The sequence below is a fragment of the Ramlibacter algicola genome, assembly GCF_016641735.1.
Taxonomy (GTDB): Bacteria; Pseudomonadota; Gammaproteobacteria; order Burkholderiales; family Burkholderiaceae_C; genus Ramlibacter; species Ramlibacter algicola.
Map to the genome: position 1 here is coordinate 1,978,241 of NZ_JAEDAO010000001.1, position 24,604 is coordinate 2,002,844.

Below are 24,604 nucleotides of genomic sequence, written 5' to 3' on the forward strand. Positions count from 1 at the left end.
AGAAAGCGAACCATGAGCATCTTCAACAAGGTCACCAAGACCTTCCAGTGGGGCCAGCACACCGTCACGATGGAGACGGGCGAAGTCGCCCGCCAGGCCAGCGGCGCCGTCATCGTGAACATCGAGGACACCGTCGTCCTTGCCACCGTCGTCGGCTCCAAGACCGCCAAGCCGGGCCAGGATTTCTTCCCGCTGACCGTCGACTACATCGAGAAGACCTACGCCGCCGGCAAGATCCCCGGCTCGTTCTTCAAGCGCGAAGCCAAGCCGTCCGAACTCGAGACGCTCACCAGCCGCCTGATCGACCGCCCGATCCGCCCGCTGTTCCCCGAAGGCTTCTTCAACGAAGTGCACGTGGTCATCCACACGCTGTCGCTGAACCCCGAAGTCGACGCCGACATCGCCGCCCTCATCGCGTCCAGCGCCGCGCTGTCCATCTCGGGCATCCCGTTCGCCGGCCCGATCGCCGCCGCCCGCGTGGGCTACATCAACGGCGAATACGTCCTCAACCCGGGCCCCACCCAGCGCAAGGACTCGCAACTGGACCTGGTCGTCGCCGGCACCGAAGCCGCCGTGCTGATGGTGGAATCCGAAGCGCAGCAGCTGACCGAGGAAGTGATGCTGGGCGCCGTGGTGTTCGGCCACGAGCAGGGCAAGATCGCCATCAACGCCATCCACGAGCTGGTCCGCGAAGCGGGCAAGCCGGTGTGGGACTGGCAGCCCCCGGCCCGGGACGAAGGCTTCATCGCCAAGGTCACCGAGCTGGCCGAGCCGAAGCTGCGCGCCGCCTACCAGATCCGCAGCAAGCAGGCCCGCACCCAGGCGCTGCGCGAAGCCACGGCCGCCGTGCACGCCGGCCTGAAGGAGCAGGGCACCGAGTTCGATTCGGTCAAGGTCGACGAACTGCTGTTCACCATCGAAGCGGGCATCGTCCGCAGCCAGATCCTGGCCGGCGAGCCGCGCATCGACGGCCGCGACACGCGCACCGTGCGCCCCATCGAGATCCGCACCGGCGTGCTGCCGCGCACCCACGGCTCGGCGCTGTTCACGCGCGGCGAGACGCAGGCGATGGTCGTCACCACGCTGGGCACCGAGCAGGACGCGCAGCGCATCGACGCGCTGGCCGGCGAGTTCCACGACCGCTTCCTGTTCCACTACAACATGCCCCCCTTCGCCACCGGCGAAGTGGGCCGCATGGGCTCCACCAAGCGCCGCGAAGTCGGCCACGGCCGCCTGGCCAAGCGCGCGCTGATCCCGTGCCTGCCGCCCAAGGACGAGTTCCCCTACACGATCCGCGTCGTGTCGGAGATCTTCGAATCCAACGGCTCGTCGTCGATGGCTTCGGTCTGCGGCGGCTGCCTGGCGCTGATGGACGCGGGCGTGCCGATGAAGGCGCACGTCGCCGGCATCGCCATGGGCCTGATCAAGGAAGGCAACCGCTTCGCGGTGCTGACCGACATCCTGGGTGACGAGGACCACCTGGGCGACATGGACTTCAAGGTCGCCGGCACCACCAACGGCATCACCGCCTTGCAGATGGACATCAAGATCCAGGGCATCACCAAGGAAATCATGCAGGTGGCGCTCGCGCAGGCGAAGGAAGCGCGCATGCACATCCTGGGCAAGATGCAGGAGTCGATGGGCGAGGCCAAGACCGAGGTGTCCAGCTGGGCGCCGCGCCTGTACACGATGAAGATCAACCCGGAGAAGATCCGCGACGTCATCGGCAAGGGCGGCTCCGTCATCCGTGCGCTGACCGAGGAAACCGGCACCCAGATCGACATCGGCGAAGACGGCACCATCACCGTCGCTTCCACCGACGCGGCCAAGGCCGACGAGGCGATGAAGCGCATCGCGCAGATCACGGCCGACGTCGAGATCGGCAAGGTCTACGAAGGCGCGATCACCAAGATCCTGGACTTCGGCGCGCTGGTCAACCTGCTCCCGGGCAAGGACGGCCTGCTGCACATCAGCCAGATCGCGCACGAGCGCGTCGAGAAGGTCACCGACTACCTGAGCGAAGGCCAGGTCGTGAAGGTCAAGGTCCTCGAGACCGACGACAAGGGCCGCGTCAAGCTGTCCATGAAGGCCCTGCTGGACCGCCCCGAGGGCATGCCCGAGGAGCAGCCGCGCGAGCGCCGCGAGCGCAGCGACCGTCCGCCGCGCGGCGAATACCGTGGCGACCGCGAGCGCGGCGACCGTGGTGACCGCGGCGACCGTGGTGATCGTCCCCCGCGCGGCGACCGTGGCGAAGGTGGCGATCGCGGCGACCGTCCCCCGCGCCACGAAGGCGACCGCCCGGCCACCAACGGCGACGCGCAGCCCACGCCCGTGACGGGCGACCCGCAGGAGTAATCCCGCGAGTCCCGGCCATGGCGGCCGTGTCCGCCATGGCCTCCAACGTGCAGGAGCGATCCCCATGAAAGCGGTCGAGATCACCAGCTACGGCGCGCCGGAAGTGCTGCGCCTCGGCGAGCGCCCGGACCCCGTCGCGGGTCCCGGCGAGCTGCTCATTCGCGTCGCGGCCAGCGGCGTCAACCGCCCCGACGTCCTCCAGCGCACCGGCAACTACCCGGTGCCGCCGGGCGCGTCCGACCTTCCCGGCCTCGAAGTGGCCGGCGAGGTCGTGGCGGGCGACGCGAAGGCGATGGCCGATGCCGGCTTCAAGATCGGCGACCGCGTCTGCGCGCTGGTCGCCGGCGGCGGCTACGCGCAGCTGTGCGTCGCGCCGGTGGGCCAGTGCCTGCCGGTGCCCAAGGGCCTGTCGGACGTCGAGGCCGCTTCGCTGCCGGAGACGTTCTTCACCGTGTGGAGCAACGTGTTCGACCGCGGCCGCCTGCAGAAGGGCGAGTCCTTCCTCGTGCAGGGCGGCACCAGCGGCATCGGCGTGACGGCCATCCAGATGGCCAAGGCGCTGGGCGCCGGCAAGGTGATCGCCACGGCGGGTTCGGACGAAAAGTGCGAAGCCTGCCTGAAGCTGGGCGCGGACCACGCGATCAACTACAAGACCCAGGATTTCGGCGAAGAGGCCAAGCAGCTCACGGGCGGCAAGGGCGTCGACGTGATCCTGGACATGGTCGCCGGCAGCTACGTCGACCGCGAGGTCAAGTGCCTCGCCGAGGACGGCCGCCTGGTGATCATCGCGGTGCAGGGCGGCACCAAGAGCGAGATCAACGCGGGCCTGGTGCTTCGGCGCCGGCTGCACATCACGGGCTCCACGCTGCGCCCGCGTCCCGTGGCCTTCAAGGCCGCGATCGCGGATTCGCTGAAGGCGCACGTGTGGCCGCTGATCGAGACCGGCCGCATCAAGCCGGTGCTGCACAGCACGTTCGCGGCCGCCGACGCGGCCAAGGCGCACGCGCTGATGGAGACCAACCAGCACGTGGGCAAGATCGTCCTGACCTGGTGAGCTGGGAAACAAGAACGAGATGACGGATCGCAAGAAGCTGATCGCCGGCAACTGGAAGATGAACGGCTCCATCGCGTCGAACGACGCGCTGGTGCGCGCGGTCGTCGCCGGCATGAAGGATGCCGCCTGCACGGTGGCCGTGTGCGTGCCCGCGCCGTACCTGGCGCAGCTGCAGCTGCTGCGGCACGGCTCGCAGCTCGAGCTCGGCTCGCAGGACGTGTCGCCGCACGAGCAGGGCGCCTACACCGGCGAGGTGTCGGCCGCGATGCTCAAGGAGTTCGGCGTCCGCTACGCGATCGTCGGCCATTCCGAGCGGCGCCAGTACCATGGCGAAGGCGACCAGCAGGTGGCCGACAAGGCCAAGGCGGCGCTCGCGCACGGCATCACGCCGATCGTGTGCGTCGGCGAGACGCTGGCCGAGCGCGAGGCGGGCCGGACCGAGGAAGTGGTCAAGCGCCAGCTGGCCGCCGTCATCCACACCAACGGCCACTGCATCAGCGAGATCGTGGTTGCCTACGAACCCGTCTGGGCCATAGGCACCGGCAAGACCGCTTCGCCCGAGCAGGCGCAGCAGGTACACGCCGTGCTGCGCGCGCAGCTGAAGGCGGCGACCGGGAAGGCCGACCGCATCGCCATCCTCTACGGCGGCAGCATGAACGCGGGCAATGCCGCGACGCTGCTGGCGCAGCCCGACGTCGACGGCGGCCTGATCGGCGGCGCGTCGCTGAAGGCCCCCGACTTCCTGCAGATCATCGCCGCCGCCCGCTGAGGCGCGGCAAGACAACGAGAACACCATGCAAGTGCTCCACACCCTTCTCCTGGCCGTCCAGATCCTGTCCGCGCTGACCATGATCGGCCTCATCCTCCTGCAGCACGGCAAGGGCGCCGACATGGGCGCCGCGTTCGGCAGCGGCGCGTCGGGCAGCCTCTTCGGCGCGACCGGCAGCGCGAACTTCCTGTCGCGCACCACGGCCGTGCTGGCCACCGTGTTCTTCATCTGCACGCTGGGCCTGGCGTGGGCCGGCAATTACCGCGGCGCCGACTCGGGCAGCGTGCTCGAGCGCGCTACCGTCGTGTCGCCGGCTGCGCAACCGGCGGCCAGCGCGCCGGCCGGCCAGGTGCCCGGCGCGCCCGCTGCCGCACCGGCATCGGCACCCGCTGCGACGGCACCGGCCGCCCCGGCCGCGCCCGCGGCGTCCGGCGCCGCGCAAGTCCCTGGGAAGTGAACTCCGCGCGAGGTGCTGCCTCCAAGGAAGCATCTCGTTTCGGAGTAAACTCCGAGGCTGCCCGGGAAGCACATCACAAGAGCAAGATCCTCACGCCTGCCCGGGCGAGCAAGACACCGCCGACGTGGTGAAATTGGTAGACACGCTATCTTGAGGGGGTAGTGGCGAAAGCTGTGCGAGTTCGAGTCTCGCCGTCGGCACCAGTACAAGGACGAGCCGCCGCCCAGCGCGGCGGCTTGCGTAGCCGACCCAGCCGCCATGAGCCTCGACCAGTACCTCCCCGTCCTCCTCTTCATCCTGGTCGGCATCGCGGTGGGCGTCCTGCCGCAGGTGATGGGCTACGCGATCGCCAAGGGCGCCGGCTTCGTCAAGCCGGACGCGGCCAAGAACTCCCCCTACGAGTGCGGCTTCGAGGCCTTCGAGGACGCGCGCATGAAATTCGACGTGCGCTACTACCTCGTGGCCATCCTGTTCATCCTGTTCGACCTCGAGATCGCCTTCCTCTTCCCGTGGGCCGTGGCCCTGAAGGAGATCGGGCCGGTGGGCTTCTGGTCGATGATGGTCTTCCTCGGGATCCTCGTGGTGGGCTTCGTGTACGAGTGGAAGAAGGGCGCGCTCGACTGGGAATGAGCGCGCTCCCGCGAAGGGACGCAACAAGCAATGGCAAACGAAGGAATGCTCGACAAGGGCTTCGTCACGACGGGCGTGGACACCGTCATCAATTGGGCCAAGACCGGCTCGCTGTGGCCGATGACGTTCGGCCTCGCATGCTGCGCGGTGGAGATGATGCATGCGGGCGCGGCCCGCTACGACATCGACCGCTTCGGCATGCTGTTCCGCCCGAGCCCGCGCCAGTCCGACCTGATGATCGTGGCCGGCACGCTGTGCAACAAGATGGCGCCGGCGCTGCGCAAGGTGTACGACCAGATGCCCGAGCCGCGCTGGGTGCTCTCCATGGGCACCTGCGCCAACGGCGGCGGCTACTACCACTACAGCTATTCGGTCGTGCGCGGCTGCGACCGCATCGTGCCCGTCGACGTCTACGTGCCCGGCTGCCCGCCGACCGCCGAGGCGCTGCTGTACGGGATCATCCAGCTGCAGCAGAAGATCCGCCGCACGCAAACGATCGCGCGAGCCTGAACGAATGACCGTCAACACCCCGTTCGCGGTCGACCCCGCGGCCCTGCAGCAGGCCATCACCGAAGCGCTGGGCCCGCTGGCCAAGCGCGTGGACCTGGCGCTGGGCGAAGTCACCGTCACCGTCACCCCGGACAACTACCTGCAGGCGGCGCAGCTGCTGAAGACGCACCCGGCGTGCCGCTTCGAGCAGCTGCTGGACCTGTGCGGTGTCGACTATTCCGACTACCGCAACGGCGCCTACGACGGCCCGCGCTACGCGGTCGTGTCGCACCTGCTGTCGGTCAGCCTGAACCAGCGCGTGCGCCTGCGCGTGTTCTGCGCCGACGACGACCTGCCCGAGGTGGAGTCGGTGCACGGCGTGTGGAACTCGGTGAACTGGTTCGAGCGCGAGGCGTTCGACCTGTACGGCATCGTGTTCCTGAACCACCCCGACCTGCGCCGCATCCTCACGGACTACGGCTTCATCGGCCACCCGTTCCGCAAGGACTTCCCGGTGTCCGGCCACGTCGAGATGCGCTACGACCCCGAGCGCCAGCGCGTGATCTACCAGCCGGTCTCGATCGAGCCGCGCGAGATCACGCCGCGCATCATCCGCGAAGAGAACTACGGCGGCATCCAGGCCGGCCGCGGCCTGGGCGACAACAACCATGGCTGAAATCAAGAACTACACGCTCAACTTCGGCCCGCAGCACCCGGCGGCGCACGGCGTGCTGCGCCTGGTGCTGGAGCTCGATGGCGAGGTGATCCAGCGCGCCGACCCGCACATCGGCCTGCTGCACCGCGCGACCGAGAAGCTGGCCGAGACGCGCACGTACATCCAGTCGCTGCCGTACATGGACCGCCTGGACTACGTGTCCATGATGTGCAACGAGCACGCGTACTGCCTGGCCATCGAGAAGCTGCTGGGCATCGAGGTGCCGATCCGCGCGCAGTACATCCGCGTGATGTATTCCGAGCTCACCCGCCTGCTCAACCACCTGCTGTGGCTGGGCGCGCACGGGCTGGACTGCGGCGCGATGAACATGCTGATCTACACCTTCCGCGAGCGGGAGGACATCTTCGACATGTACGAGGCGGTGTCGGGCGCGCGCATGCACGCGGCCTACTTCCGCCCGGGCGGCGTCTACCGCGACCTGCCGGACTCGATGCCGCAGTACAAGGCGAGCAAGGTCCGCAACGAGCGCGAGATCAAGCGCATGAACGACGACCGCAGCGGCACGCTGCTGGACTTCATCGACTCGTTCACACGGCGCTTCCCCGGCTACGTCGACGAATACGAGACGCTGCTGACGGACAACCGCATCTGGAAGCAGCGCACCGTGGGCATCGGCGTGGTCACGCCCGAGCGCGCGCTGAACATGGGCTTCACCGGCCCGATGCTGCGCGGCAGCGGCATCGCCTGGGACCTGCGCAAGACGCAGCCCTACGAGGTCTACGCGAAGATGGACTTCGACATCCCGGTGGGCCGGACCGGCGACTGCTACGACCGCTACCTGGTGCGCGTGCAGGAGATGCGCGAGTCCAACCGCATCATCCAGCAGTGCGTCGCCTGGCTGCGCGCCAACCCGGGCCCGGTGATCACCGACAACCACAAGGTCGCGCCGCCCGATCGCGAATCCATGAAGTCCAACATGGAGGAGCTGATCCACCACTTCAAGCTGTTCTCCGAAGGCTTCCGCGTCCCCGAGGGCGAGGCGTATGCCGCGGTGGAACACCCGAAGGGCGAGTTCGGCATCTACATCGTGAGCGACGGCGCCAACAAGCCGTACCGCCTGAAGATCCGCGCGCCCGGCTTCCCGCACCTGGCGTCGCTGGACGAAATGGGCCGCGGCCACATGATCGCCGACGCCGTGGCCATCATCGGCACGATGGACATCGTGTTCGGGGAGATCGATCGATGAACGTCACGGAAGCCATGAAGGCCCGGTTCGACCGCGAAGTGGCCAAGTACCCCGCGGACCAGAAGCAGTCCGCCGTGATGGCCTGCCTGGCCATCGTGCAGCAGGAGCACGGCCACCTGACGCTCGAGGCCGAGAAGGAAGTGGCCGACCACCTGGGCATGCCGCCGATCGCGGTGCACGAGGTCTCGACCTTCTACAACATGTACAACCAGCAGCCGGTCGGCAGGTACAAGCTGAACGTCTGCACCAACCTGCCGTGCCAGCTGCGCGGCGGCGGCGTGGCGCTGCACCACCTGGAGCAGCGCCTGGGCGTGGAGATGGGCGGCACCACCGCCGACGGCTGCTTCACGCTGCAGCAGTCCGAGTGCCTGGGCGCCTGCGCCGACGCACCGGTGATGCTGGTCAACGACCGCACCATGTGCAGCTTCATGACGAACGACAAGCTCGACCAGCTGGTCGAGGGTTTGCGCAAGGCGGAATGATGAACGCGCAACAGGTTCTCCAGCAATTCCAGGCCACCGGGGTGCAGACCTGCTTCCACGGCCGCCACATCGACCCGCAGATCTACGCGGGCCTGGACGGCACCAACTGGCGCCTGAAGGACTACGAGGCGCGCGGCGGCTACGAGGCCCTGCGCAAGATCCTCGACCCGCTGACCGGCGGCCTCACGCAGGACCAGGTGATCGCCACCGTCAAGGAATCGGCGCTGCGCGGCCGCGGCGGCGCGGGCTTCCCGACCGGGCTGAAGTGGTCCTTCATGCCGCGCCAGTTCCCGGGGCAGAAGTACCTGGTGTGCAACTCCGACGAGGGCGAACCGGGCACGTGCAAGGACCGCGACATCCTGCACTACAACCCGCACATCGTCATCGAGGGCATGATCATCGCGGCCTACGCGATGGGCATCTCCGTGGGCTACAACTACATCCACGGCGAGATCTTCCAGACCTACGAGCGCTTCGAGGAAGCCCTCGAGGAGGCCCGCGCGGCCGGCTACCTGGGCGACAACATCCTCAGCTCGAAGTTCTCCTTCCAGCTGCACGCGTTCCACGGCTTCGGCGCCTACATCTGCGGCGAGGAGACGGCGCTGCTGGAATCGCTGGAAGGCAAGAAGGGCCAGCCGCGCTTCAAGCCGCCGTTCCCGGCCAGCTTCGGCCTGTACGGCAAGCCCACCACGATCAACAACACCGAGACCTTCGCCGCGGTGCCCTGGATCATCCGCAACGGCGGCCAGGCCTACCTGGAGAAGGGCAAGCCGAACAACGGCGGCACCAAGATCTTCTCGGTGTCGGGTGACGTCGAACTGCCGGGCAACTACGAGATCCCGCTCGGCACGCCTTTCAGCAAGCTGCTGGAGTTGTGCGGCGGCGTGAAGGGCGGCCGCAAGCTCAAGGCCGTCATCCCCGGCGGCTCCTCGGCGCCGGTGCTGCCCGCCGACATCATGATGGACTGCACGATGGACTACGACTCCATCGCCAAGGCGGGCTCGATGCTCGGCTCGGGCGCCGTCATCGTGATGGACGAGACGCGCGACATGGTCGAGAGCCTGTTGCGCCTGTCGTACTTCTACATGCACGAATCGTGCGGCCAGTGCACGCCGTGCCGCGAAGGCACCGGCTGGCTGTGGCGCGTGGTCGACCGCATCCAGAACGGCCGCGGCAAGCCCAGCGACATCGAGTTGCTCAACTCGGTGGCCGACAACATCCAGGGCCGCACCATCTGCGCGCTCGGCGACGCCGCCGCGATGCCGGTGCGCGCCATGCTCAAGCACTTCAAGCACGAGTTCGAGGCCAAGATCGCGCGGTCGTCGGCACAGCTGGACCAACCGCGGGACATCGTGCCTGCCGGCGCGCGGGCCTGAAAGAAGACCACTTATGGCAGAGATTACGTTAGACGGCCAGAAGGTCGAGATCGCCGACGGCAGCATGGTGATGCATGCGGCCGACAAGGCCGGCGTCTACATCCCGCACTTCTGCTACCACAAGAAGCTCTCCATCGCGGCCAACTGCCGCATGTGCCTGGTGGACGTCGAGAAGGCGCCCAAGCCCATGCCCGCCTGCGCCACGCCCGTCACCAACGGGATGATCGTGCGCACGCGCAGCGACAAGGCGATCAAGGCGCAGCAGTCGGTGATGGAGTTCCTGCTGATCAACCACCCGCTGGACTGCCCGATCTGCGACCAGGGCGGCGAGTGCCAGCTGCAGGACCTCGCCGTCGGCTATGGCGGCTCGGCCTCGCGCTACGAGGAAGAAAAGCGCGTCGTCCTGCACAAGGACGTCGGCCCGCTGATCTCCATGGAGGAGATGAGCCGCTGCATCCACTGCACCCGCTGCGTGCGCTTCGGCCAGGAAGTGGCCGGCGTGATGGAGCTGGGCATGGTCAATCGCGGCGAGCACTCCGAGATCACCACGGTCCTGGGCGACACGGTCGACAGCGAAGTCTCCGGCAACATGATCGACCTGTGCCCGGTCGGCGCGCTCACGAGCAAGCCGTTCCGCTACAGCGCCCGCAACTGGGAGCTGTCGCGCCGCAAGTCGGTGGCGCCGCACGATTCCAGTGGCGCCAACCTGATCGTCCAGGTCAAGTCCAACCGCGTGATGCGCGTGCTGCCGCTCGAGAACGAAGCGGTCAACGAATGCTGGCTGGCCGACCGCGACCGCTTCTCCTACGAAGCGCTCAACGGCGACGAGCGCCTGGCCGCGCCCATGGTCAAGCAAGGCGGCCAGTGGCAGACCGTCGACTGGCAGACCGCGCTCGAATACGTCGCCAACGGCCTGAAGCACGTGAAGGACGAACACGGCTCGCAGGGCATCGGCCTGCTGGCCAGCCCGCACGCGACGGTCGAGGAACTGTTCCTTGCCGGCGCGCTGGTGCGCGGCCTGGGTTCGGGGAACATCGACCACCGCCTGCGCCACGCGCAATTCACGGCCGAAGGCGTGCGTTGGCTGGGCACCAGCATTGCATCGCTGTCGGACCTGCAGGGCGCACTGGTCGTCGGCTCCAACCTGCGCAAGGACCATCCGCTGTTCTCGCTGCGCATCCGCGCCGCCACCCGCAAGGGCGCGCGCGTTGCACGCATCCACGACGTGGACCACGATTGGGCGATGCCGCTGGCCGCCTCGCACACCGTGCCCGCGTCGCAGTGGGCGCAGGTGCTGGCCGACATCGCGACCGTCATCGCGGGCGAGAAGAGCGGCACCGCGCCCGCGCAGGGCAAGGCCACGGACACCGCCAGGTCGCTGGCCGCGGCGCTGCTGTCGGGCGAGCGCCGGGCGATCCTGCTGGGCAATGCCGCCGCGCACCACGCCAACGCGTCGACGCTGCTGGCACTGGCGCAGTGGATCGGTGAAGCCACCGGCGCCACCGTCGGCTACCTCACCGAAGCCGCCAACACCGTCGGCGCGCAGCTGGTGAACGCCATGCCGGGGCAGGGCGGCTTCAACGCCGCACAGATGCTCGATGGCCGCCTGAAGGCCGCGATCCTGCTGAACGTCGAGCCCGAGTTCGACACCGCCGCCGGCGCGAGTGCCGTGGCCGCGCTGGGCAAGGCCGACATGGTCGTCACGCTCAGCCCGTTCAAGGCCAACATGGCCTTCAGCGACGTGCTGCTGCCGATCGCGCCCTGGACCGAGACGCCGGGCACCTTCGTCAACGCCGAAGGCCGCGTGCAGTCGTTCCATGCCGTGGTCAAGCCGCTGGGCGAAGCGCGCCCCGCGTGGAAGGTGCTGCGCGTGCTGGGCAACATGATGGGCCTCGAAGGGTTCGACTACGAGTCCGCGATGGACGTGCTCACCGCCGCGCGCGGTGCGCAGGACGCCCAGCAGCAGATGGTGCAGGGCGACAAGCTGTCCAACCGCACCGGCGCCAGGGCCGACGTCTCCGCGCAGTCCGGCACGCCGGCCACTGCCGCGATCTACCAGCTCGACCCGATCGTGCGCCGCGCGCCGTCGCTGCAGCTCACTGCCGACGGCCAGGCCGCGTTGCCGCCCGCCGCGCGCGCCACGCACGACGGCCGCGAGGAGGTCCTCGCATGATCGATTCGATCTACGGCTTCGGCAACGGCCTGATCGCCGCACCGTGGTGGTCGGCCGCCGGCTGGCCGGTGGTGTGGACCCTGATCAAGATCGTCCTGGTCGTCGCGCCCCTCATGGGCGCGGTGGCTTACCTGACGCTGTGGGAACGCAAGGCCATCGGCTTCACGCAGCTGCGCCCGGGTCCCAACCGCATCGGCCCGTTCGGCCTGCTGACGCCGATCGCCGACGCGCTCAAGCTGCTGACCAAGGAGATCATCCTCCCGTCGGCCGCCAACAAGGGCCTGTTCATCCTCGGCCCGATCATGACCATCATGCCGGCGCTCGCCGCGTGGGTGGTCGTGCCCTTCGGTCCCGACGTCGCGCTGTCCAACATCAACGCCGGCCTGCTGTTCCTGATGGCGATCACCTCGATGGAGGTGTACGGCGTCATCATCGCCGGCTGGGCCTCGAACTCGAAGTACGCCTTCCTGGGCGCGCTGCGCGCATCCGCGCAGATGGTCAGCTACGAGATCGCGATGGGTTTCGCGCTCGTGGTGGTCCTGATGGTCACCGGCAGCCTGAACATGACCGACGTCGTGATGTCGCAGGCGCGCGGCCATGGCGCGGCGGTCGGCCTGAACTTCCTGTCCTGGAACTGGCTGCCCCTGCTGCCGATCTTCGTCGTTTACTTCATCTCCGGCCTCGCCGAGACCAACCGCCACCCGTTCGACGTGGTGGAAGGCGAATCGGAGATCGTCGCGGGCCACATGATCGAGTACTCGGGCATGAGCTTCGCCATGTTCTTCCTGGCCGAGTACGCCAACATGTGGCTGGTCTCGATCCTGGCCGTCACCATGTTCCTGGGTGGCTGGCTGCCCCCCATCGACTCGGCCATCTTCAACTGGGTCCCCGGCTGGATCTGGCTGGGCGCGAAGACGTTCGTCGTCGTGACCATGTTCCTTTGGGTGCGCTCCACGTTCCCGCGCTACCGCTACGACCAGATCATGCGCCTGGGCTGGAAGATCTTCATCCCGGTCACGCTGGTCTGGCTGATCGTGGTGGGGCTGTGGATGCAAACCCCCTACAACATCTGGAAGTAAGCGGATGTCCACCACCACTCTCCAACGCCAGCCCTCCGGCTTCTCGCTGAAGGACTTTCTCTCCAGCTTCCTGCTGGTGGAGCTGTTCAAGGGCCTGCGGATCACGGGCAAGTACTTCTTCGCCCGCAAGATCACGATCCAGTTCCCGGAGGAGAAGACGCCGCTGTCGCCGCGCTTCCGCGGCCTGCACGCGCTGCGCCGCTACCCGAACGGCGAGGAGCGCTGCATCGCCTGCAAGCTGTGCGAGGCCGTGTGCCCCGCGCTGGCGATCACCATCGAGAGCGACCAGCGCACCGACGGCACCCGCCGCACCACGCGCTACGACATCGACCTGACCAAGTGCATCTTCTGCGGCTTCTGCGAGGAGAGCTGCCCGGTCGACTCGATCGTCGAGACCCACATCCTCGAATACCACGGCGAGAAGCGCGGCGACCTGTACTACACCAAGGACATGCTGCTGGCCGTGGGCGACCGCTACGAGGCCGAGATCGCCGAGCGCAAGGCGGCCGACGCCAAGTACCGCTGACCGCAGCCACAACGACAAGAACCATGGACATCAAGGCCGGCTTCTTCTACCTGTTCTCGGCGGTGCTGCTGTTCGCATCGTTCCGGGTCATCACGGCGCGCAACCCGGTGTACGCCGCGCTGTACCTCGTGCTGGCCTTCTTCCAGGCCGCGGCCGTGTGGCTGCTGCTCAAGGCCGAATTCCTCGCCATCTCGCTCGTGCTGGTGTACGTCGGGGCGGTGATGGTGCTGTTCCTGTTCGTGGTGATGATGCTGGACGTCGACGTCGACGCCCTGCGCGCCGGGTTCTGGAAGCACTTCCCGATCGCCGCGCTGGTCGGCGTGGTCATCGCCCTCGAGATGGCGGCCGTCCTCATCGGCGGCTTCACCCCGCCGGCCGAACCCACCGCCGGCCCGGCCGCGGCCCAGGCCGCGCAAGCCGGCGCATCCGCGGTGCTGCAGGTGTCGAACACCAAGGAACTGGGCAAGCTGCTGTACACGCAGTACCTGTTCCCGCTGGAGGTCGCGGCCGTGCTGCTGCTGGTGGCCATCGTCGCCGCCATCGCGCTGACGCTGCGCCACCGCAAGGACAGCAAGGCCATCGACCCGTCGCTGCAGGTGCGCGTGAAGGCGCGCGACCGGTTGCAGATCGTCAAGATGCCGCCGGTGCTGGCCGCCGTCCCCGCCGCGCCGGAAGCGCCCGCCGCCGAAGGAGCGAAGGCATGACCGTGACGCTCGGCCACTTCCTGACGCTCGGCGCGATCCTGTTCGCGCTGTCCGTCGTCGGCATCTTCCTGAACCGCCGCAACCTGATCGTCCTGCTGATGGCCATCGAGCTGATGCTGCTGGCGGTCAACATGAACTTCGTGGCGTTCTCCTACTACCTGGGCGACATGCACGGCCAGGTGTTCGTGTTCTTCATCCTCACCGTGGCCGCGGCCGAGTCCGCCATCGGCCTGGCCATCCTGGTCCTGCTGTTCCGCAACAAGTCGAGCATCAGCGTCGAGGAATTGAACGAGCTCAAGGGCTGAGCACAAGAACAAGGCCCCAAAGAAACCATGAGCACCACCCTCAACGCGTCGACGCTGCTCGCCGTGCCGATGGCCCCCCTCGTGGGCGCCGTGCTGGCGGGCGTGCTCGGCACCACCTTCGGCGGCAACGTCATCGGCCGCCGCCTGTCGCACACCTTCACCATCCTGGGCGTCTTCGTCGCGTTCGTCATCTCGGCGCTGACGCTCAAGTCGGTCGCCGTCGACGGCGCCCGCTTCAACGAGACCATCTACGAGTGGATGGTCGTCGGCGGCCTGAAGATGGAAATCGGGTTCCTGGTCGACGGCCTCACGGCGATGATGATGTGCGTGGTGACCTTCGTGTCGCTGATGGTGCACATCTACACCATCGGGTACATGGAGGACGACGACGGCTACAACCGCTTCTTCGCCTACATCTCGCTGTTCACCTTCTCGATGCTCATGCTGGTCATGAGCAACAACTTCCTGCAGCTGTTCTTCGGCTGGGAAGCGGTGGGCCTGGTGTCGTACCTGCTGATCGGCTTCTGGTTCAACAAGCCCAGCGCCATCTTCGCCAACATGAAGGCCTTCCTGGTCAACCGGGTCGGCGACTTCGGCTTCATCCTGGGCATCGGCCTGATCGCCGCGTTCGCGGGCACCCTCAGCTACGCCGAGACCTTCGCCAAGGCGGCGGAGATCGGCAAGATGACCTTCCCCGGCACCGAGTGGATGCTGGTCACCGTCATCTGCATCTGCCTGTTCATCGGCGCGATGGGCAAGAGCGCGCAGTTCCCGCTGCACGTGTGGCTGCCCGACTCGATGGAAGGCCCGACCCCGATCTCCGCGCTGATCCACGCGGCGACGATGGTCACGGCCGGCATCTTCATGGTGGCGCGCATGTCGCCGCTGTTCGAGCTGTCCGACGTGGCGCTGTCGTTCATCCTCGTCATCGGCGCGATCACGGCCCTGTTCATGGGCTTCCTGGGCATCATCCAGAACGACATCAAGCGCGTGGTCGCGTATTCCACGCTGTCGCAGCTAGGGTACATGACGGTGGCCCTGGGCGCTTCCGCCTACTCGGTGGCCGTGTTCCACCTGATGACGCACGCGTTCTTCAAGGCGCTGCTGTTCCTGGCGGCCGGCTCCGTGATCATCGGCATGCACCACAACCAGGACATCCGCTGGATGGGTGGCGTGCGCAAGTACATGCCGGTGACCTGGATCACGTCGCTGCTCGGCTCGCTGGCCCTGATCGGCACGCCGCTGTTCGCCGGCTTCTATTCCAAGGACTCGATCATCGAGGCGGTGCACCTGTCCAGGCTGCCGGGCGCGGGCTTCGCGTACTTCGCGGTGATGGCGGGCGTGTTCGTCACGGCCTTCTATTCGTTCCGCATGTACTTCCTGGTCTTCCACGGCAAGGAGCGCTACGACCAGGCGCCGGCGCACCATGACCACGACCCGGCGGAGGAACCCGATCCGCACCACCACCAGGACGAACACCACGGCCCGCACGAGTCGCCCTGGGTGGTGACGGCGCCGCTGGTGCTGCTGGCGTTCCCGTCGGTGGTCATCGGCTTCCTGGCCATCGGCCCGATGCTGTACGGCGACTTCTTCAAGGATGCGATCTTCGTCAACCACGAAGCGCACCCGGCCCTCGAGGAGATGGCGAAGGAATTCCACGGCGCCGCCGCGATGGCGCTGCACGGCCTGACCTCGCCGGTGTTCTGGCTGGCGGTCGCCGGCGTGGCGCTCGCTTACTACCTGTACATGGTCAACACGGCGCTGCCGGCGAAGATCGCCCGCGCGCTGCGTCCGCTGTACGTCATCCTGGACAACAAGTACTGGATGGACTGGTTCAACGAGAACGTGCTCGCGCGCGCCGCGCGCGGGCTGGGCCTGGCGCTGTGGAAGGGCGGCGACCAGGCGGTCATCGATGGCGCGGCCGTCAACGGCAGCGCGCGGCTGGTGGGCGTGTTCGCCGCCATCACGCGCCGCCTGCAGACGGGGTACCTGTACCACTACGCGCTGGCGATGATCGTGGGGGTGTTCATCCTGCTCACGTGGTTCGTCGCGCCCTGGTCCGCGCTGCTTGGTCGATAAGGAAAAGAAGAAATGGGCCTGTTGAGCCTTTCCATCTGGACGCCGATCGTGTTCGGCGCCGTGCTGCTCGCGCTGGGACGGGACGAGCACGCGCGCGCCGTGCGCTGGATCGCGCTGGTCGGCGCCATCGTGAGCTTCCTGGTCACGATCCCGCTGTACTCGCGCTTCGAGCTGGGCACCGCGGCCATGCAGTTCACCGAGAAGGCGCCGTGGATCGAGCGCTTCAACGTCAGCTACCACCTGGGCGTGGACGGCATCTCGCTGTGGTTCATCGTGCTGACCGCGTTCATCACCGTCATCGTCGTGATCTCGGCGTGGGAGGTGATCACCGAGCGCGTGAACCAGTACATGGGCGCGTTCCTGATCCTGTCGGGCCTGATGATCGGCGTGTTCGCCGCGCTGGACGCGATGCTGTTCTACGTGTTCTTCGAGGCGACGCTGATCCCGATGTACCTGATCATCGGCATCTGGGGCGGCCCTAGGAAGATCTACGCCGCGTTCAAGTTCTTCCTGTACACGCTGCTCGGCTCGCTGCTGATGCTGATCGCGCTGGTCTACCTGTACAACAAGTCGGGTGGCAGCTTCGACATCGCCACCTGGCACCAGCTGCCGCTGGCCGGCACCGTGCAGACGCTGCTGTTCTTCGGGTTCTTCGCCGCGTTCGCGGTGAAGGTGCCGATGTGGCCGGTGCACACCTGGCTGCCGGACGTGCACGTGGAAGCGCCCACCGGCGGCTCCGCGGTGCTGGCGGCCATCATGCTGAAGCTGGGCGCCTACGGCTTCCTGCGCTTCTCGATGCCGATCGCCCCGGATGCCGCGCACGAGTGGGCCTGGCTGATGATCGGCCTGTCGATCATCGCGGTGATCTACGTGGGCCTGGTCGCGATGGTGCAGCAGGACATGAAGAAGCTGGTGGCGTATTCGTCCGTGGCGCACATGGGCTTCGTCACCCTGGGCTTCTTCATCTTCAACCCGCTGGGCGTGGCCGGCGGCCTGGTGCAGATGATCGCCCACGGCTTCGTGTCGGGCGCCATGTTCCTGTGCATCGGCGTGCTCTACGACCGCGTGCACTCGCGCGAGATCTCCAGCTACGGCGGCGTGGTCAACACCATGCCCAACTTCGCCGCGTTCGCGCTGCTGTTCGCGATGGCCAACTGCGGCCTGCCGGCCACCGCCGGTTTCGTGGGCGAGTGGATGGTGATCCTGGGCGCGGTCAAGGCCAACTTCTGGATCGGCCTGCTGGCCGCCACCGCGCTGGTCTGGGGCGCCGCGTACACGCTGTGGATGTACAAGCGCGTGTACCTCGGCCCGGTCGCCAACGACGACGTCAAGCAGCTCACGGACATCAACTCGCGCGAGTTCCTCATGCTCGGCCTGCTGGCCATCGCGGTGCTCTACATGGGCGTCCACCCCAAGCCCTTCACCGACGTCATGAACGCCTCGGTCGACAACTTCCTGCAGCACGTGAGTGCTTCCAAAATCAAATAAGGCGACCGACATGCTCGACGCTTTCAGCCTGATCGTCGTCTCGCCCGAGATCCTCCTGCTGGTGATGGCGTGCGTCATCGCCCTGGTGGACCTGGGCGTCACCAGCCGCCTTCGCGGCCTGACTTACTGGCTCACCATGGGCACGTTGGCGGCCGTCGCATTCTTCTGCGCCGACTTCGCCGCCACCGGCAACACCCTGTACGCCTTCAACAAGATGGTGGTCAGCGACCCGATGGGCAACTGGCTCAAGTGCTTCGCCACCATCGCGCTGATGGTCACGCTGGTCTACGGCCGCCCGTACGCCGCCGACCGCGACATGCTGCGCGGCGGCGAGTTCTTCACGCTGTCGCTGTTCTCGCTGCTGGGCATGTTCGTCATGATCTCGGCCAGCAACTTCCTGCTGATCTACGTCGGCCTGGAACTGATGACGCTGTGCAGCTACGCGCTGGTGGCGCTGCGCCGCGACAACGAGGTCGCCACCGAGGCGGCGATGAAGTACTTCGTGCTGGGCGCGATGGCTTCCGGCTTCCTGCTGTACGGCATTTCCATGCTGTACGGCGCCACCGGCTCGCTGGACATCAACGAGGTGTTCCGTGTCATCGCGAGCGGCCGCGTCAAGCACCAGGTGCTGGTGTTCGGCCTGGTGTTCATCGTCGCCGGCCTGGCGTTCAAGCTGGGCGCCGCGCCGTTCCACATGTGGATCCCCGACGTGTACCAGGGCGCCCCGACGGCCGTCACGCTGATGATCGGCTCGGCCCCGGAACTGGCGGCGTTCGGCATCGCCATCCGCCTGCTGGTCGAAGGCATGATCCCGCTGGCGCCGGACTGGCAGCAGATGCTGGTGGTGCTGGCGGTCGCGTCGCTGCTGGTGGGCAACCTGGCCGCCATCGCGCAGACCAACCTCAAGCGCATGCTGGCCTATTCGACCATCGCGCAGATGGGCTTCGTGGTGCTGGGCCTGGCGGCCGGCGTGGTCGGCGGCAACACCAACAACGCGCAGTACGCGTACAGCGCGTCGATGTTCTACATCATCACCTACGTGCTCACGACGCTGGCCGCATTCGGCATCATCCTGCTGCTGGCGCGCGAAGGTTTCGAGAGCGACGAGATCACCGACCTGGCCGGCCTCAACCAGCGCAGCCCGCTGTACGCCGCCATCATGGCCGTGTGCATGTTCTCGCTGGCCGGCGTGCCGCCGCTGGTGGGCTTCTACGGCAAGCTGACGGTGCTGCAGGCGCTGGTCGCGACCAACGAGGCCACCTCCATCGGCCTGGCCATCTTCGCCGTCGTGATGTCGCTGGTGGGCGCGTTCTACTACCTGCGCGTGGTCAAGGTCATGTACTTCGACTCGCCGATCACCGCCACCACCGTCTCGGCCCCCGCCGACGTGCGCGCCGTGCTGTCGATCAACGGCCTGCTGGTGCTGGTGCTGGGCATCGTGCCCGGCGGCCTGATGACGCTGTGCGCCGACGCCATCGTCAAGACGCTGGCGACCTAGTCCTCCTGCCTTGTCCCAGACTGCATCGATCTGGCTGGTGATCGTCGTGGCGCTCCTCGGCGCCAACCTGCCGTTCGTGGCCGATCGCCGGCTGTTCGCGGTGTGGCCGCTGGCGGCCTCCAAGAGCCTGCCGCTGCGCCTGCTGGAACTCGTCGTCTTCTACTGCCTGGCCGGCGGCCTGGGCCTGGCGCTCGAGCAGCACGCCGGCCAGATCGCGTCCCAGGGCTGGGAGTTCTACGCCATCACCGGCGCGCTGTTCCTCACGCTCGCCTTTCCGGGCTTCGTGTGGCGCTACCTCGTGAAGCATCGCCCATGACCGCCCCCGACGACTCGCACCTGAAGGAAACCGTGCGCTCGCGCGAGGAGCTCCTGCGCGGCAACTTCCTGCACGTGGTGCGCGAGCACGTCGCGCTGCCCGACGGTTCGCCGGCGACGCGCGAATTCGTGCTGCACCCCGGCGCGGTGGCGATCATCCCGATGCTGGACGATGGCCGCGTGGTGCTCGAGCGCCAGTGGCGCCATCCGCTCGGGCAGGTGTTCATCGAGTTCCCGGCCGGCAAGATCGACCCGGGCGAGGACCGCCTCGTGTGCGCCAAGCGCGAGCTGCTGGAAGAGACCGGCTACACCGCGCGCGAATGGGCGCGCGCGGGCGTGCTGCATCCGCTGATCGCGTACAGCAACGAGTTCATCGAAGTCTGGTTCGCGCGCGGCCTCACGCTGGGCGAACGGCAGCTGGACCACGGCGAGTTCCTCGACGTCATCACCGCCACGCCCGCGGAGCTGCTCGAATGGGTGCGCACCGGCACCGTCACCGACGGCAAGACCATCATCGGCACGCTGTGGCTGCAGCAAGTCCTCGCGGGCGCGTGGACTCTGGAGTGGCGCCGATAATCGGGACGTCATGAAGGTCCTGAACCTGCAATGCGCCCACCAGCACGTCTTCGAGGGCTGGTTCGGCTCCGAGGACGAGTTCGCGTCGCAGCGCGACGGCGGGCTGCTCGAGTGCCCGATCTGCGGCGACCGTGAAGTCGCCAAGCTGCCTTCCGCCCCGCGCCTGAACCTCGGCGCCACCGAGCCCGCCGCGCCGGCGAAGACAGACGTCGCCGCGATGCCGCAAGCCGCGCTGCAGAAGGCGTGGCTGCAGATGGTGCGGCAGGTGATGGCGAACACCGAGGACGTCGGCGAGCGCTTCGCCGAGGAAGCGCGCCGCATCCACTACGGCGAAAGCGAAGAACGCGGCATCCGCGGCCAGGCGTCCCCCGAGGAAACCGAAGCGCTCCTGGACGAAGGCATCCAGGTGCTGCCGCTGCCCGTGCCCAAGGCGCTCAAGGGGCCGGTGCAGTAGAACGGGAGGGGACTCCCTGACGCAGAGGACTGCGCTCGCTCTGCGATCTCTGCGTTCGGAAGTCCGCCTTCAATCCAGCAGCTGCAGCGCAGCGAGGCGCGCATACAGGCCGCCCGCAGCCACGAGCTCCTCGTGCCGCCCCGTTTCGACGATCCGGCCATGGTCCAGGACCACGATGCGGTCGGCTTGCTGGACGGTCGCGAGGCGGTGGGCGATCACGATCGTGGTGCGGTGGCGCATCGCCGCTGACAGCGCCGCCTGCACCATGCGTTCGCTTTCGGCGTCCAGCGCGCTCGTAGCCTCGTCCAGCAACAGCAGGGGCGGGTCCTTCAGGATCGCGCGCGCGATCGCGATGCGTTGGCGCTGGCCGCCGGACAGGCGCACCCCGCGCTCGCCCAGGTACGTCCCATAGCCCTCGGGCAGCGCGGTGATGAAGTCGTGCGCGAACGCGGCGCGCGCAGCCGCGTGGACCTCCTCGTCGCTCGCCGCCGGCCGCCCGTAGCGGATGTTCTCCAGCGCGCTGGCCGAGAACACCACCGGGTCCTGCGCCACCAGCGCCATGCCCGCGCGCAGCTCCTGCAAGGCCCGCCGGGGCAGCGGCACGCCGTCCACCAGGATGCGACCGGCTTGCGGGTCGTAGAACCGCAGCAGCAGCGACACCAGCGTCGACTTGCCGGCGCCGCTCGGCCCGACGAGGGCGACCGTCTCGCCCGCGGCGACGTCCAGCGTGATCGCCTGCAGCGAAGGTGAGTTCGGCCGGGAGGGATAGCGAAACTCCACCGCCTCGAAGCGCACCGTGCTGCCGCCGGCCGGCGCCGGCGCGGCCACCGGATCCGGCGGCGAGGCGACGGGCGAGCGGCTCGCGAGCAGTTCCATCAGGCGCTCGGTGGCGCCCGCCGCGCGCAGCAGGTCGCCGTACACCTCGCCGAGCACGGCGACCGCGCCCGCGAAGATGATCACGTACAGCGCGGCCTGCCCGAGCTGGCCCGCGGTGAGGTCGCCCGCCGTCACCGCCTGCGCGCCGCGGTACAGCCCCCACAGCATCAGCGCCGCGTTGGCGATGATGATGAAGGCCACCAGCACCGCGCGCGCCTTCGTGCGGCTCACGCCGGTGCGGAACGCCTGGTCGGTCGCCTCGCCGAAACGGCGCGCCTCGTGGTCCTCGCCGCCGTAGCTCTGGACCACGGGGATCGCGTTGAGCACCTCGGCCGCGATGGCGCTCGAATCGGCGATGCGGTCCTGGCTGGCGCGCGACAGCTTGCGCACGCGGCGGCCGAACACCATCGCGGGCAGCACGACCAGCAGCACCGCCGCGAGCACGAGCGACATCACGTACGGGTGCGTCCACACCAGCATGCCCAGCGCGCCCAGGCCCATCACGGCGTTGCGCAGGCCCATCGAGAACGACGAGCCGACCACCGTCTGCACGAGCGTGGTGTCCGTCGTCAGGCGCGACAGCACCTCGCCCGTGCGCGTCGTCTCGAAGAACTCCGGGCTCTGCCGCACGACGTGCGCGTACACCGCATTGCGCAGGTCGGCCGTGACGCGCTCGCCGATCCAGCTGACCATGTAGAAGCGCGCGGCCGAGAACAGGCCCAGCGCCACGGCGACGGCGAACAGCGCCAGGAAATGCTCGCGCAGCGCGACCAGCCGCTCACCGGGCGCGGCCGCGACCAGGCCTTCGTCGACGAGCGCCCGCAGCGCGACCGGGAACACCAGCGTCGCGGCCGCGGCCAGCACGAGGAACACGGTCGCCAGGACGAGGCGGCCGCGGTAGGGGAGCAGGAAGGGCAGCAGCCCCGTGAGGGAGCGCGGCGCGCCGCGGGCGGGATCGGGCATGCGGGCAGTGTAGCCATCGCTTGCCCCGCCAATGGTCGCCTTGACAATGGTTGTCTAGGCAACTAATATCCCGGCCATGGCCACATCGACTGCATCGAAGTCCGCGAAGGGTGCCCCGGCGGCCTTCTACCGGCCCGAGACCTACCACCCCGACGGCAGCGTCGCGTACCTGATGAAGCGACTGATCCTCAGCTTCTCGTCGGAGGTGGAGCACCAGCTCGATCCGCGCGGGCTGACGAATGCGCAGTGGGTGCCGCTGTACAAGCTGCACCTCGGGCACGGCACGACCGCCGCCGAGCTGGCGCGCGAATGCCACCTGGACGCCGGCGCGATGACGCGCATGCTGGACCGCCTGGAGGCCAAGGGCCTGGTGCGGCGCGTGCGGTCCTCGGAGGACCGGCGCGTGGTCAACCTCGAGCTGTCCGACGAAGGCCGGCAAGCCGCGAGCGAGATCCCGAAGGTGCTGTGCGGTGTGCTCAACACGCACCTGCAGGGGTTCACCGCCGAGGAAGTGGTGCAGCTCAAGTCGATGCTCCAGCGCATGCTCGCCAACGGCGAGGCCCTGCAGAAGAACAGGAATCCCCAGTGAAGAACGACTCCCGACCCCGCGCCCGCCTGGGCGCGCTGGCCGCCGCGCTGCTGCTCGCGGGCTGCGCCAGCTTCTCCGGCATCGAGCCGCAAGCCAGGCTGCAAGGTGCCACCGATGCGGGCGTGCCCGCCGGCACCGCGGCCATGGCGCCGTCGCTGCAGGACGACTGGTGGACCGCGTTCGGCGATCCGCAGCTGGACCAGGTCGTCGGCCGCGCGCTGCAGGGCAATCCGTCGCTGCGCGTCGCGCAGGCGCGGCTCGACCGCGCGCGGTCCGTGCTCGAAGTGGCGAACGCCGCCACGCTGCCGCAAGTGCAGGGCAGCGCCGACGCGACGCGCCAGCACTTCTCGGCCAACAACATCTACCCGCCGCCGCTGGGCGGCTCGACCCGCGAGCTCGGGACGGTGCAGCTGGCCGGCAGCTGGGAGCTCGATTTCTTCGGCAAGCACCGGCAGGCGCTCGAAGCGGCGCTCGGTGCCTCGCGTGCCGCGCAGGCCGACGTCGACGCCGCCCGCACGGTGCTCGCCGCCAACGTCGCGCGCACCTATTTCCAGGCCGTGCGGCTGCAGGACCAGCTGCAGGTCGCGCAGCGCACGCTGGAGCAGCGCCAGCAGCAGCTGGACCTGGTGCGCGACCGCGTGCGCGCGGGCCTGGACACCACGCTCGAGGAGCGCCAGAGCGAAGGCGGGCTGCCCGAGGTGCGCCAGCAGATCGAGGCGCTCCACGAGCAGGCCGGCCTGGCGCGCAATGCGCTGGCCGCGCTGGTCGCGCAGCCCGACCTGCAGCTCGCGCCGCGCTCGCTCGCCGCCGCCAGGCCGCTCGCGCTGCCCGACACGATTCCCGCCGACCTGCTCGGCCGCCGTGCCGACATCGCGGCCGCGCGCTGGCGCGTCGAAGCCGCGACGCATGACGTCGCGAACGCGAAGGCGTCGTTCTATCCGAACGTGAACCTCACCGCGTTCGTCGGCCTGTCGAGCCTCGGCCTGGGCAACCTGCTCGATGCGGGCAGCAAGCAGTGGGGCATCGGCCCTGCGGTGCACCTGCCGATCTTCGACGCCGGCCGGCTGCGCGCGAACCTGCGCGGCAAGACGGCCGACCTCGACCTCGCGGTCGAGAGCTACAACGGCGCGCTGCTGGAGGCGGTGCGCGACGTCGCCGACCAGCTGACGTCGGCGCGCTCCATCGCGCGCCAGCAGGCCGAGCAGAAGCAGGCGCAGGCGTCCGCCGAAGCCGCGTACGACATCGCCGTGCAGCGCTACAAGGCCGGCCTCGGCACCTACCTCAACGTGCTGACCGCCGAGAGCGCGGTGCTGAACCAGCGCCGCCTGGCCGTCGACCTGGCCGGCCGCGCGCTGGACACCCAGGTGCAACTGGCGCGCGCGCTGGGCGGCGGCTACCGCGCCGACCCCGACACGCAACGCCTGGCGGCGCAAGGCGCCCGCTGA

The 24,604-nt window shown here is 68.3% G+C and carries 24 protein-coding genes and 1 tRNA gene; 24 read left to right on the plus strand and 1 reads right to left on the minus strand.

What is annotated here, in order from left to right; translation table 11 throughout:
• The first annotated feature begins 12 nt into the window (after positions 1 to 12).
• From pnp to I8E28_RS09755, 22 genes are all read left to right on the plus strand, one after another.
• Positions 13 to 2,355 (plus strand): polyribonucleotide nucleotidyltransferase, encoded by a 2,343-nt coding sequence (gene pnp, locus I8E28_RS09650; RefSeq protein WP_200787765.1) that lies wholly within the window; start codon positions 13 to 15, stop codon positions 2,353 to 2,355.
• Positions 2,356 to 2,419: 64 nt separating this feature from the next.
• Positions 2,420 to 3,409: an NAD(P)H-quinone oxidoreductase gene (locus I8E28_RS09655; protein ID WP_200787766.1), complete on the plus strand. Its 990-nt coding sequence runs from the start codon at positions 2,420 to 2,422 to the stop codon at positions 3,407 to 3,409.
• A gap of 19 nt (positions 3,410 to 3,428) precedes the next feature.
• Entirely contained in the window at positions 3,429 to 4,178 is a 750-nt protein-coding gene (tpiA, locus tag I8E28_RS09660) for a triose-phosphate isomerase (RefSeq protein WP_200787767.1), read from the plus strand.
• A gap of 25 nt (positions 4,179 to 4,203) precedes the next feature.
• A complete protein-coding gene (secG, locus tag I8E28_RS09665) occupies positions 4,204 to 4,635 on the plus strand; it encodes a preprotein translocase subunit SecG (protein ID WP_200787768.1) in 432 nt (143 codons plus the stop codon).
• 118 nt (positions 4,636 to 4,753) lie between these two features.
• A tRNA-Leu gene (locus I8E28_RS09670) sits at positions 4,754 to 4,838 on the plus strand.
• Positions 4,839 to 4,893: 55 nt separating this feature from the next.
• Positions 4,894 to 5,265, plus strand: a complete 372-nt coding sequence (locus tag I8E28_RS09675; protein ID WP_200787769.1) for an NADH-quinone oxidoreductase subunit A — start codon at positions 4,894 to 4,896, stop codon at positions 5,263 to 5,265.
• A 30-nt stretch (positions 5,266 to 5,295) separates the two neighbouring features.
• Positions 5,296 to 5,775 (plus strand): NuoB/complex I 20 kDa subunit family protein, encoded by a 480-nt coding sequence (locus I8E28_RS09680; protein WP_200787770.1) that lies wholly within the window; start codon positions 5,296 to 5,298, stop codon positions 5,773 to 5,775.
• Positions 5,776 to 5,779: 4 nt separating this feature from the next.
• A complete protein-coding gene (locus I8E28_RS09685; protein ID WP_200787771.1) occupies positions 5,780 to 6,430 on the plus strand; it encodes an NADH-quinone oxidoreductase subunit C in 651 nt (216 codons plus the stop codon).
• Complete coding sequence (locus tag I8E28_RS09690) at positions 6,423 to 7,676, plus strand: NADH-quinone oxidoreductase subunit D (protein WP_200787772.1); 1,254 nt, start codon at positions 6,423 to 6,425, stop codon at positions 7,674 to 7,676. The genes I8E28_RS09685 and I8E28_RS09690 overlap by 8 nt, the downstream gene beginning before the upstream one ends.
• Positions 7,673 to 8,158: an NADH-quinone oxidoreductase subunit NuoE gene (gene nuoE / locus I8E28_RS09695; protein ID WP_200787773.1), complete on the plus strand. Its 486-nt coding sequence runs from the start codon at positions 7,673 to 7,675 to the stop codon at positions 8,156 to 8,158. The genes I8E28_RS09690 and nuoE overlap by 4 nt, the downstream gene beginning before the upstream one ends.
• Positions 8,155 to 9,534: an NADH-quinone oxidoreductase subunit NuoF gene (nuoF, locus tag I8E28_RS09700; protein ID WP_200787774.1), complete on the plus strand. Its 1,380-nt coding sequence runs from the start codon at positions 8,155 to 8,157 to the stop codon at positions 9,532 to 9,534. The genes nuoE and nuoF overlap by 4 nt, the downstream gene beginning before the upstream one ends.
• 13 nt (positions 9,535 to 9,547) lie before the next feature.
• A complete protein-coding gene (nuoG, locus tag I8E28_RS09705) occupies positions 9,548 to 11,707 on the plus strand; it encodes an NADH-quinone oxidoreductase subunit NuoG (RefSeq protein ID WP_200787775.1) in 2,160 nt (719 codons plus the stop codon).
• Complete coding sequence (gene nuoH / locus I8E28_RS09710) at positions 11,704 to 12,786, plus strand: NADH-quinone oxidoreductase subunit NuoH (RefSeq protein ID WP_200787776.1); 1,083 nt, start codon at positions 11,704 to 11,706, stop codon at positions 12,784 to 12,786. The genes nuoG and nuoH overlap by 4 nt, the downstream gene beginning before the upstream one ends.
• 4 nt (positions 12,787 to 12,790) lie before the next feature.
• A complete protein-coding gene (nuoI, locus tag I8E28_RS09715) occupies positions 12,791 to 13,312 on the plus strand; it encodes an NADH-quinone oxidoreductase subunit NuoI (RefSeq protein ID WP_200787777.1) in 522 nt (173 codons plus the stop codon).
• A 23-nt stretch (positions 13,313 to 13,335) separates the two neighbouring features.
• Positions 13,336 to 14,016 carry an NADH-quinone oxidoreductase subunit J gene (locus I8E28_RS09720; RefSeq protein ID WP_200787778.1) on the plus strand — a complete coding sequence of 227 codons (681 nt, stop codon included), beginning with the start codon at positions 13,336 to 13,338 and terminating at the stop codon, positions 14,014 to 14,016.
• On the plus strand, positions 14,013 to 14,321 hold the full coding sequence (gene nuoK, locus I8E28_RS09725) for an NADH-quinone oxidoreductase subunit NuoK (RefSeq protein ID WP_200787779.1): 309 nt from the start codon (positions 14,013 to 14,015) through the stop codon (positions 14,319 to 14,321). The genes I8E28_RS09720 and nuoK overlap by 4 nt, the downstream gene beginning before the upstream one ends.
• A gap of 27 nt (positions 14,322 to 14,348) precedes the next feature.
• A complete protein-coding gene (gene nuoL, locus I8E28_RS09730) occupies positions 14,349 to 16,400 on the plus strand; it encodes an NADH-quinone oxidoreductase subunit L (protein ID WP_200787780.1) in 2,052 nt (683 codons plus the stop codon).
• 12 nt (positions 16,401 to 16,412) lie between these two features.
• Positions 16,413 to 17,888, plus strand: coding sequence for an NADH-quinone oxidoreductase subunit M (locus tag I8E28_RS09735; protein ID WP_200787781.1), 1,476 nt, complete (start codon positions 16,413 to 16,415; stop codon positions 17,886 to 17,888).
• A gap of 10 nt (positions 17,889 to 17,898) precedes the next feature.
• The gene (gene nuoN, locus I8E28_RS09740) at positions 17,899 to 19,386 is read left to right on the plus strand and encodes an NADH-quinone oxidoreductase subunit NuoN (RefSeq protein ID WP_200787782.1); all 1,488 of its coding nucleotides are present in this window, start codon (positions 17,899 to 17,901) and stop codon (positions 19,384 to 19,386) included.
• Positions 19,387 to 19,396: 10 nt separating this feature from the next.
• Positions 19,397 to 19,702, plus strand: coding sequence for a DUF2818 family protein (locus I8E28_RS09745; RefSeq protein WP_200787783.1), 306 nt, complete (start codon positions 19,397 to 19,399; stop codon positions 19,700 to 19,702).
• Positions 19,699 to 20,277 carry an NUDIX domain-containing protein gene (locus I8E28_RS09750; RefSeq protein WP_200787784.1) on the plus strand — a complete coding sequence of 193 codons (579 nt, stop codon included), beginning with the start codon at positions 19,699 to 19,701 and terminating at the stop codon, positions 20,275 to 20,277. Before I8E28_RS09745 ends, I8E28_RS09750 begins: the two co-directional genes overlap by 4 nt.
• Positions 20,278 to 20,287: 10 nt before the next feature.
• Positions 20,288 to 20,731 (plus strand): DUF1178 family protein, encoded by a 444-nt coding sequence (locus I8E28_RS09755; protein WP_200787785.1) that lies wholly within the window; start codon positions 20,288 to 20,290, stop codon positions 20,729 to 20,731.
• 69 nt (positions 20,732 to 20,800) lie between these two features.
• Here I8E28_RS09755 and I8E28_RS09760 read toward each other — a convergent pair whose 3' ends face one another.
• Positions 20,801 to 22,570: an ABC transporter transmembrane domain-containing protein gene (locus tag I8E28_RS09760; protein ID WP_200787786.1), complete on the minus strand. Its 1,770-nt coding sequence runs from the start codon at positions 22,568 to 22,570 to the stop codon at positions 20,801 to 20,803.
• A 76-nt stretch (positions 22,571 to 22,646) separates the two neighbouring features.
• On the opposite strand from I8E28_RS09760, the gene I8E28_RS09765 reads away from it, so the two are divergent.
• Entirely contained in the window at positions 22,647 to 23,159 is a 513-nt protein-coding gene (locus tag I8E28_RS09765) for a MarR family winged helix-turn-helix transcriptional regulator (protein WP_200787787.1), read from the plus strand.
• A complete protein-coding gene (locus I8E28_RS09770) occupies positions 23,156 to 24,604 on the plus strand; it encodes an efflux transporter outer membrane subunit (protein ID WP_200787788.1) in 1,449 nt (482 codons plus the stop codon). The genes I8E28_RS09765 and I8E28_RS09770 overlap by 4 nt, the downstream gene beginning before the upstream one ends.